Source organism: Streptomyces sp. NPDC032161 (assembly GCF_040636995.1).
In the GTDB taxonomy this organism is placed as follows: Bacteria; Actinomycetota; Actinomycetes; order Streptomycetales; family Streptomycetaceae; genus Streptomyces.
On record NZ_JBEZVN010000074.1, the window covers coordinates 1 to 8,968 of the forward strand.

The window sequence follows — 8,968 nt, forward strand, 5'->3', positions numbered from 1 at the left end:
CGAGCCGAGGTCTTCTCCTTCATCGAGACCTTCTACAACCGCCGCCGCCTGCGAAAGCACCGGACTTTCGGCTACCTCACCCCGACCGAGACCAGGCAGCGGCACCAGCACGCCCTCGCGGCATAACGATCACGTGTCCGAGATCACGTGGAAACTTCACTTCGGCCCTGGACCAGGATGTCGAGCACGGTGCCGTCGGCGTCGACGGCCCGCCACAGGTACTTCCGCTCCCCGTTGATCTTGATGAAGACCTCGTCCAGGTGCCACTTGTCGCCCGGCCGCGCACGCCGGCGGCACAGTCCGTTGGCGTAGGCATGCCCGAACTTGGCGCACCAGCGCCGGACGGTCTCCTGGGAGACGAGCACACCGCGCTCGAGCATCAGTTCCTCGACCTCCCGGAACGACAGCGGGAAGCGGTGGTACAGCCACACGCAGTGCGCAATGATCTCCACCGGGTACCGGTGCCCCTTGTACGACGGCGGCGTACTGCCCACGGACGACCCCCTCCACCATGATCAACCCGAAGATCATCCACCCCGCCAGCCAACGTGACAGTGCACTTGTTCACACACCGCTGGGGGCGCTGCTCACGAGCAGCGCCCCCAGCGGTGTGTGAACAAGTGCCTACTGGGCTGAATTGACCCGGTTGTTGGCGGCAACCAGGCCGAGCCCCGGACCGACGGCGCGCTTCCAGGTCAGGACAGGAGCGCAGCGATCACGGCTGCGGCGACGGAGGCGGTGGCTAGGAGGCCGAGAAGATACGAGTTCTCTTTCCACCGTGAGTGGTCTGCCAGCATGCTTGCTCCGCCGAAGACCACGACGCCGAAGATCAGCTGTCCCAGGCCCACGGTGTTACCCAGGAGCAGCGTCAGGGGTACGTAGATCAGGCCGTACAGCAGGGCCATCGTGGTGGCGGTGGACTCTTCCCGCCCGAGATAGGCATCGATCACGGCTCGGGCGCGCTGCTTGTCCGGATTGCCTTCGGGACAGGTGTTCTCTGCAGTAGTCACGGTGTCCTCACTAGAAGCAGTAGCTCTGGATGCCGGCGATGCCCAAGATCTGGGCTGCTGCCTTCGTGCCGTATCCCTTCTTCGAGACGGCGCGCTTGAAGTCGCCCTTCTTCCTGGCTCCCCATACGAGCTTGGCCGTCGACCTGATGCCCCCGAGGCCCTTGACGGCTACTTGCGCGGCCTTGAAGGCCCTGTACGCGGGAACGAAGACCAGTGCGACAGCGGCGACGCACTTGGTCCACTTCCATACGGAGCGCCAGAATGGGTCGGCGACGACGGGGAAGGCGGTGTTGGCGTTCACGTCGATGGTTTGCACGATGTCGCCGCCCTCGATGCGGAAGCTGGTGGGTACGGCGTTGCCGCCTGCGTCCTTGGCCCAAGGGGCGTCGAACACACCGAGCTGGATCGGCTCGATGGCGAAGGTCTCCCAGCCGCCGGCGCTGTCGCTGCGGGCGCGCAGCAGTCCTTCGTCGCTGCCGGTGTAGTTCTTCTCGGCGGTGACGTACTTGTCGTTGGCTTTGGACTTGAGGGCGAAGCTTCCGGTGCCGGAGAGCTTGTGCAGTGTGTACTTCTCCCAGCTGCCAATCGTCTCACCACGGGCACGCAGCATGCCGGCCTGCTTGCCGGTGTTGTTGACCTCTGTGGTGACGTACTTGCCATTCGCCTTGGACCGTAGTGAGACGGTGTTGTCGCTGTTGCGGATGAGGGTGAACTTTTCCCAGCTACCGAGGTCTGCGGCCGTGGCACGGACCTTGCCCAGTTGGCTACCGGTCTCGTTGATGCGCGCCGACGCGTAGTGATCTGTTGCGGCCGAGTGCAGCGTCACCTCCCCAGCGGGGTTGTCGGGCGAACTGGTGTAGGCGGCCAGGGCACCATCTTCTTGCTTCTGAACGACGGCGCTGTCCGGAAGATTCAGGGGTGTGCGGTATTCACGGCTGGCATCGGCGTTCTTGAGGACCTGCAGCGTGCGGCTGCCACCACTCAGGGTCGGCTGAACCACGGTGTCGACCGGCTTGGCCGGGTCGCTGTAGACGACCAAGTCATTGATCTTGACGGCGCGCACCTGATCGCCCGGCACGCCCATGCCCATGCCGGGCAGGTCATGGTTCGAAGCGACAGAGATCTGATCAGCGCTGTTCCACGGGATGGCGACGGTGCTGTCGGTGTTCGCGATGGCCGCGTATTGGCTATTGCTGGTGGTCGCCGCGGTAAGGTCCGCGGGCTCCTGGGCGCTGTTGACGGCGCTGACCGCCTGCTCGGCCGCGTTCAGCTTCCAGCCGGTGTCCACGGTGAAGGTGACGGGAGCGGACCAGCCGTTGGCGTAGTGGGTGCCGTCGTAGGTGGTGGTGCGGAAGGTGTAGGTCTTGCCGTTCTGTAGCTTGCCGGCCGGTACCTGAACCGAAGCCGTAGCCCCCTCCTCCACGGGCGAGGAGTTGACCTGGGCGACGACCTGGTCGGTGGCCTGGTCCTTGATCTCGAACGTGCCTTGGATCTTGTCGTCTTCGTTGATGTCGTCGGTGGTGAACCGGAGGGTCGGGGTGAGGGAGTTGACCTTGTAGATGCCGCCGTTGCTGATGTATGGAGGCCCGGCCTGGAGGTTGGCGCCGCTCTTGGGCCGGTAGTTGTAGGTGACTTCCAGCTGCGGGATCTGAGCGTCGTTGGTGTGGTCCGAGGAGTAGAACCGCTTCCACGCATACGTGTCGGACTCGCTGGCCGCCCGCAGGCCCATGTGGCCCTCGGTGGCCTTGGCGCTGGCCCAGTACTTCGCGAGTTCGGTGACGTCCGCCGTGACATAACCGGCGTTGTTACACGCAGCGGACTTGGTCTCGGTGGAGGTCGCGAACTTCTGCCGCCACGTGGGCTGCTTACCCCAGCGCGTCGACGTGTCGGCCGCGTCGGTAGCCCACACCTCCCAGCCTCGCTTCTCACACGACCAGGAGTGGTAGTTGTACAGCTTCAGCTTCGCACTCGAGACCAAGGCGTCAGCGAACTCTCCAGTACCCCAGGAGATGAAGGACCGTGCGGTGCGCTTGGTGGAGCCGGAAGAGTCGCCGGGCCAGCCCAGCTTCAAGTCGGTGGAAACCGACTGATCGGCGCTCTCACCGCCCTGGACGAAGGTGTCGAAGAGCAGGTCCAGGGTGCTGGTGGCCGGATCGATGGTCACCGGGTACTGCGTCTTCGGATCGGACAAGAACTCTGTGTCTGGGATCAGGCGCAGCTCGACGGTGTCGCCGTCTTGTGTGACGTCCATGGCGACCAGCTTGCGGTTGGTGTGCTCACCGGACCGCCTATCCACGGCCGCGTCCCACATCACCGGGGGCTGGCATCACCGCGGCCACCTTGCCGGTCTTGGCGTCCTCGAAGGAGACCGAGCCGTCCTTCTGGGCTTCGGCCTTGAGTCCCTTGACCTTCAGCGGCAGCGTCATCGGCGCCGCGCCGTCCTGGGGGCGGTCGTTGAGCTTCAGGTACTGCTCGAAGCCGCTGCGGGTGGCGTCGATGACCAGGTCCGCGCCGGGTACAGCCTCACGGTAGGTCGCTCGGGGCCCGTCCAGAACGGGCTGGGGCAGGCCGCCCTTCCACTGCACCTTGACCTGCGCATCGCCCGAACCCAGCGTGATCAGGTCACGGGCCGCAGAAGCCGGAGCATCCGCGGCATCCTGCGCAGAGCGCGCCTTCGTCCCGCCCTGACCGGCGAGCTTCAGCCCATCCGGATGCGCCTTCGAGGCGACGCTTCCGTCCTTCTGCCGGGCGAAGTCCACATCGACATCGACCCACTTGCCGTCACGGATCATCCGTACCGGGCCCGCCGACTGCTCGACCGTCAGTGTCCCGTCAGGGTTGGCGTACGTCGTCGACGACTCGGTACGCCGGTCCAGGACCTCAACACGCTTGTCCTGCTTGGCTGCCGCTTGCAGTGCCTGCTCCGCCGTGATCGCCTCAGTGATCGGCGAACCGGTCGGCGCCTGAGCCTGCGACGGCGCGGACTCGGGCCGCCCCTCAGCGTTCGCGGTGACCGTCGAGCCGATCACCGCCAGCGCGGTCAGGGCCGATATGCCGGTCACGGCCAGGGTTCTATGGGGACTGCGCTGGCGCAGTTGCATGTGCTCGCTCCACACACGTCGGGCTGCAGACGGCTTTGAGGAGCCGTCAGATACGCCGCGTATTCTGACAACATTGATCAGATATATCTAAGCCGTGTCAGATCGGTGCAAGCAGAGTCTTTGGGCCCGACTTCTCTTCTCCGCCGAGCCCTGCTGACTGAGTGCGCGCGATAGGCCCAGGGCCCGCGGCACGGCCTCGTTCATCCAAGGGTGGTGAGCTCCTTGGAGTCGCAAAACTCAGTCATCGTGTCTCCGCGTTCGAGCGAGCGACGGCGTCCGCCGAGGTTCGAGGGCAGGGCACCGTGAGCCCGAGGTCGAGGCGCTTGTCCATGTCGAGGCGGAAGGTGCCGTACGGGTTGATATTCGAGCAGAACAGCGCGGTCAGCCCGTGCCGGTCCTCGTCGCTGAGCTTCTTCGCCGGTTCGGCCAGGACCTGCTGGAGCAGCAGGGTGTTGACGTGCACGAGCGAGGACTGGAGCAGGCGGGCTGTGTGCCCTATCAGGCGTTCCCACCACCCTCGCCCAGGCCATCGGCCTGCACGGCCACAGCCGGATCGGCCTGGGCGGACCCATCACCGCCATACCGGCCACCCGCATGCGGCCCCTCGACGACCTCGGCGTTGTTCTCGTCCCGGCCACAACCGCCGACCTGCATCTCCAGCTTCGCAGCCGCACCCTGATCGTGGTGGAGAACCTCCAAGCCGCAGACGCCGTCTACAGGGTACTCAGGAGCCGCCGCCAACCACCTGGCATCGTCTATCACGCCGGCATGCCGAGCCGAGATATCCTCCACTACATCGCCGAACTCGCCGAACAGGCAGAGAACATCATCATCGCCCCTGACGCCGACCTCGGTGGAACGCGGATCGCAACAGCCATCTGGAACTCACTCACCCCAACCGCCCAACAACACACCACGATCTGCGACATCGGACTGACACCAGCCCATACCCTCCAGAACCCCTGGGCTCCCGACAGCCCGGTCTGGCACGACCTGCACGCGATGCTCAGCAGCCCCGCAGCAGCTCTTGCCCAGGGATGCCTTCGACGCGGATACCCTGTCGAACAGGAGGGATGCATCGCCGAGACCGTGCTGGCCCTCCTCAACACCAAGCTGCCATGACCCGCCGAGCGCCGGCTTCGGGCCTTCTGCCCCACCGAGCGCCGGGGATCAGGCCAGCCGCTCACTCAAGGCGGCGGCCTTGCAGATATACGCTCCGGCCAGCACCTGCCTGCACAACGCTCAGCACACGGAAACGCTGTACCATTAGGGCCACTTCGCAGATTTGTCAAGTAGCCATACCTGGCGCGGACGCCCTTCTGTCCGAGCGGCCCGATACCGCCACCGAGGCTGCGGCCTCGGCCGCACACTCTGGTCGAGTTCGCCCAGCGGCTTCTTCGCCGCGACAGCACCCGACGCGTCTCTGCACGTTTGCCGCTGCCGCGCCTGGAGGCCGCCGGGGTGCTCGCCACGCTGCCCGTCCTCTCACCTCACACCCTGCTGAGGTCTTTGCTGGTTGTGCCGTCGGCTGCTGACGACGGTGACGCCGTGGGGCGCATCACGGGGGCCTCAGTGCGCCGTGCCATCGATGCCGGACACGGCCGACAGGGTTCGTCCACGGTGCGGACACCCCGACCGCTGCGGCAGCCCGGGCCGCGGGACGGTGGCGCCGAGCTACTGCTCCCGAAGCGCCTCAACGGCGCGTCCGGCGCTGAGTGCTCCAGGCGCCCGAGCTCCCTGACCACCCGGGCTTCGCCAAGGCTCTGCTTGTCGGCCGTGTCCGGCGGTGCCGCCTGCTGTGGCAGCGCACCACGGCGTGGCACCAGATCACGGCGTCGAAAAGCCCAGCAACGGTGTGATTCACGTCATGTAAAGAAATCGTGAGGTTTTGTGCAACCTTTTGTGCTCGCTGTGGGTCACGTCTTTGGACACATCAGCCACTCCTGCCTCTGAGGTTCGGTTTTCCATGAAGCTTCGTCGTTCCCTGGCCCTCGCCGCTGCGACGGCTGCCATCGCCCCGGCTGTCCTGCTCACGGCACCCGTCGCCCACGCCACGCAGGATCCGAGGCCGACGGCCACCGAGACGACCGCGGCCGAGGAGGAGTCCACCCCCGCGGAGGACGAGACCACGCCGACCACCGACGACACGGCTCCGGCTGAGGAGACCACCCCGGCCGAGGAGACCACCCCGAGCGAGGAGGAGACCAGGACTGAGACCCCGGTCCAGGCCACGCCCACCCCCTCGGCCACCGTGCCGGCCTCCCCCTCAGCCTCTGCGACGACCGCGCCCGCGCCAGGTCCGGCGGAGTGCGAGGAGGGCGAAGATCCGAAGTCCGACGACAACCTGCACACCAGCCTCTCCGGCCTGCCCTCGAAGATCGTCGCGGGCAGCGGCTTCCACGGCTTCAAGCTCACCGTGAAGAACACCGGCGGCCACGCCTACCAGCGCGTCGACCTCGGGGTGTTCGCCGCTCAGGTCGACGAGGACGATTTCTTCGTCGACACCAGCTACCTCACCCTGCAGTACAAGGACCCGTCCACGGGGAAGTGGACCGGCATCCCCCTCGACGCGACCGACGAGGGCGCCGGCTACCTCGGCTACACCGACATCCGCGCCGAGGAGTCCTTCTCCATCGACCTGCGCCTGGCCGTGGACAAGAAGGCCCCGGCTGGCCTCGGCATCGCCATCAGCATCGGCATGTACGCCGACGACGAGGGCAACTGTGCCTACGCCAGCGACGACGACTACTACCAGTTCAACATCCTCAAGGCCGGCTCCACCCCCGGCGTCGTCGACGAAACCAAGCCACAGGGCGGCAGCAAGCCCCTGCCGAACAAGCCCGTCGGCAACACCCGGATCGACCCGCAGGGCCGCCTCGCCAACACCGGCTCCAGCTCCATGCTCCCGACCATCGCCCTCACCGGCGGCACCGCGGTCGCCGTCGGCACCGGCGCCGTCTTCCTGGTCCGCCGCCGCAAGACCAGTGCCACCGGCATGACTGCCTGACCGTCATCTCAGCCAGAAGGGGCTGCGCCCGCGCGGGGTGCGGCCCCTTCGCCGTACTCCTGCGGCGGACAACAAACAGCCGGGCATGGACGACACGGCATACACCTTCGAGGCTGCCCAGCACAGCGGGCTGCCCCGCGCGGTGCGCAGAGTGCGTATCCGGAATCAGGGGCCGACGCAGCCGAGCGCCGAACCGGTCCCCCGCGTAACCACTTCCGACATCGGTGACGCCGTGGTCAAGCGGCGCACCTATCCGCATGAGCTCGGGCAGTACGCACCCCTATTCCCCGAATCCCCCAAACCCTCGAAAGGGCGGAAACCCTATGCGATACGGCCGGGTCACGGGAGGGCACGTGCTGCGCCGCCGCTCCTTCCGCGTGCTGTCCCTGGGCGCGCTGGTCTTCTACTTCGGTGGGGCCACAGTCGCGCTCATCGACGGGCTGACCGGCAACAAGGACGGGATGATCGCGGCGGCGCTGATACTCACCGTCGGCTCCCTCTCCTACCGTGTCACCCGTTCGCGCGTCCACGTCGGTGAGACTTCGCTCACCGTCGTCAACCCGCTCTTCGCCTACGAGGTGCCCTACGGTGCCGTGCAGCGCATCGGGCTCAGCCTGTCCGGCAGCCTGATGGTGCTGCCCAAGGAGTCCGCCGCGGACACCGACGGCGAGGGCTATCTGGTCGTCGGATTCGCCGGCTCGCTACTCGACCGCATATTCAGGACGTCGGAGAAGGCGGCCGCGAAACTGAAGAAGCTGCACAAGAAGGGCCGTCGGCGCCCCGGCGCGGACGGCCCGGTGCGACGCATGCTGGTGGCCGACGCCGTCGCGGACGGAATGCTCCTGGTCGCCGCCGGGTGCGCGGTGGCGTCCCTGGCCCTCGGCTGACTTCTCAGCACCCGAAGCTCCAAACGCCGCGTGGGCCCCGTGCGGTGAGCACGGTGGTGAGGCGGGCCTGCATCTGACGTTCCAGCCACCGGCCGTATCCACGTCCGGATCCTGGCCATCCCGGAGCAGGCCCTGGAATTCTTCGTCTGGGGCCGCCTACAGTCGCCGCAGCCCCAGACGGTCCACCAGGCTCATTTGCGGGCGACGAATCCCCACTGATCGACGGGCTTGTCGTTCTCGTCGCTCAGGTCCGGATGCCACCGCGAGATGGATCCGAACCCTGGGGCGACCAGGTCCATTCCGTCGGCGCTCGCGAGGATCTCTTCGGGCTGGCGCACCAGGTACGGCGGGGTGTCGCCTGCTGCGTATGCCTCCTGGGCCGCGAGCGTCTGCGGGGTGGAGATCGTGTCGCAGAGGACGAGGTGACTGCCCGCAGGGAGGTTGGCCATGTACCGGCGGGTGAGGTCGATTCCTGTCTGGGGGTCGACGTGTCCCAGTGTGGACAGGAGCATGACGGCCACGGGCTGTTCAAGGTCCAGGGTCCGGGCGGCTTCCCGGAGAACTTGCTCGGTGCTCAGCATGTCTGCGTGGATGTAGTCCGTCATCCCGGCCGGTGCGCTGGTCAACAGGGCCCTGGCGTGGGCCAGGACCAGTGGGTCGTTGTCGACGTAGACGATCCGTGCCTGCGGTTGGATGATCTGCGCGACCTCGTGGGTACTGTTCTGGGCGGGGAGCCCGGTCCCGATATCAAGGAACTGGGTAATCCCTTCGCGTGCCAAGTATCGGACCGCACGGATCTGGAAGGCCGGCACCGGGGCCGGCTTCGCCTTCGCGTCCGGCCGGGTCAGCGAACGCCTCTTGCGCCGGGTGACACCGCGGATGTCGCGCTCACGCATCACACGGGCGACGCGCTTGCGGTTCACCCGCCGACCCAGGCGGCGCAGTTCGGCGTGGATGCGCGGG

The 8,968-nt window shown here is 66.7% G+C and carries 8 protein-coding genes and 3 pseudogenes; 4 read left to right on the forward strand and 7 right to left on the reverse strand.

Going from position 1 to position 8,968, the window contains the following annotated elements; all coding sequences use genetic code 11:
* Positions 1–126 (forward strand): annotated as a pseudogene (locus tag AB0E67_RS35615) (IS3 family transposase); the annotation flags it as partial.
* A gap of 35 nt (positions 127–161) precedes the next feature.
* Here AB0E67_RS35615 and AB0E67_RS35620 read toward each other — a convergent pair.
* The 5 genes and pseudogenes from AB0E67_RS35620 to AB0E67_RS35640 all read right to left on the reverse strand — a co-directional run.
* A pseudogene (locus AB0E67_RS35620) lies at positions 162–494 on the reverse strand (IS6 family transposase); the annotation flags it as partial.
* Positions 495–695: 201 nt separating this feature from the next.
* Entirely contained in the window at positions 696–1,010 is a 315-nt protein-coding gene (locus AB0E67_RS35625; RefSeq protein ID WP_362034889.1) for a hypothetical protein, read from the reverse strand.
* 10 nt (positions 1,011–1,020) lie between these two features.
* Positions 1,021–3,261 carry a DNRLRE domain-containing protein gene (locus AB0E67_RS35630; RefSeq protein WP_362034891.1) on the reverse strand — a complete coding sequence of 747 codons (2,241 nt, stop codon included), beginning with the start codon at positions 3,259–3,261 and terminating at the stop codon, positions 1,021–1,023.
* 37 nt (positions 3,262–3,298) lie between these two features.
* Complete coding sequence (locus AB0E67_RS35635; protein ID WP_362034893.1) at positions 3,299–4,111, reverse strand: hypothetical protein; 813 nt, start codon at positions 4,109–4,111, stop codon at positions 3,299–3,301.
* A 241-nt stretch (positions 4,112–4,352) separates the two neighbouring features.
* Positions 4,353–4,613 carry a Tn3 family transposase gene (locus tag AB0E67_RS35640; RefSeq protein WP_362034900.1) on the reverse strand — a complete coding sequence of 87 codons (261 nt, stop codon included), beginning with the start codon at positions 4,611–4,613 and terminating at the stop codon, positions 4,353–4,355.
* A 92-nt stretch (positions 4,614–4,705) separates the two neighbouring features.
* Here AB0E67_RS35640 and AB0E67_RS35645 point away from each other — a divergent pair, with 92 nt between their 5' ends.
* The 3 genes from AB0E67_RS35645 (at position 4,706) to AB0E67_RS35655 (ending at position 8,005) form a co-directional block, all read left to right on the forward strand.
* Positions 4,706–5,233, forward strand: coding sequence for a DUF2399 domain-containing protein (locus AB0E67_RS35645; protein ID WP_362034894.1), 528 nt, complete (start codon positions 4,706–4,708; stop codon positions 5,231–5,233).
* Between the two features lie 844 nt (positions 5,234–6,077).
* Entirely contained in the window at positions 6,078–7,118 is a 1,041-nt protein-coding gene (locus tag AB0E67_RS35650) for an LPXTG cell wall anchor domain-containing protein (protein ID WP_362034896.1), read from the forward strand.
* A gap of 323 nt (positions 7,119–7,441) precedes the next feature.
* A complete protein-coding gene (locus AB0E67_RS35655; protein ID WP_362034898.1) occupies positions 7,442–8,005 on the forward strand; it encodes a hypothetical protein in 564 nt (187 codons plus the stop codon).
* Between the two features lie 191 nt (positions 8,006–8,196).
* On the opposite strand, the gene AB0E67_RS35660 is transcribed toward AB0E67_RS35655, so the two are convergent.
* A complete protein-coding gene (locus AB0E67_RS35660; protein ID WP_362034902.1) occupies positions 8,197–8,901 on the reverse strand; it encodes an SAM-dependent methyltransferase in 705 nt (234 codons plus the stop codon).
* Positions 8,881–8,968: pseudogene (locus AB0E67_RS35665) on the reverse strand (IS3 family transposase); the annotation flags it as partial. The pseudogene AB0E67_RS35665 and the gene AB0E67_RS35660, both read right to left, overlap by 21 nt.

Excerpts from the sequence above, each read along its gene's own strand:
- AB0E67_RS35630 (WP_362034891.1), bottom strand. The coding sequence starts at position 3,261 with ATGGACGTCACACAAGACGGCGACACCGTCGAGCTGCGCCTGATCCCA.
- AB0E67_RS35635 (WP_362034893.1), bottom strand. The coding sequence starts at position 4,111 with ATGCAACTGCGCCAGCGCAGTCCCCATAGAACCCTGGCCGTGACCGGC.
- AB0E67_RS35645 (WP_362034894.1), top strand. The coding sequence starts at position 4,706 with ATGCGGCCCCTCGACGACCTCGGCGTTGTTCTCGTCCCGGCCACAACC.
- AB0E67_RS35650 (WP_362034896.1), top strand. The coding sequence starts at position 6,078 with ATGAAGCTTCGTCGTTCCCTGGCCCTCGCCGCTGCGACGGCTGCCATC.
- AB0E67_RS35655 (WP_362034898.1), top strand. The coding sequence starts at position 7,442 with ATGCGATACGGCCGGGTCACGGGAGGGCACGTGCTGCGCCGCCGCTCC.
- AB0E67_RS35660 (WP_362034902.1), bottom strand. The coding sequence starts at position 8,901 with ATGCGTGAGCGCGACATCCGCGGTGTCACCCGGCGCAAGAGGCGTTCG.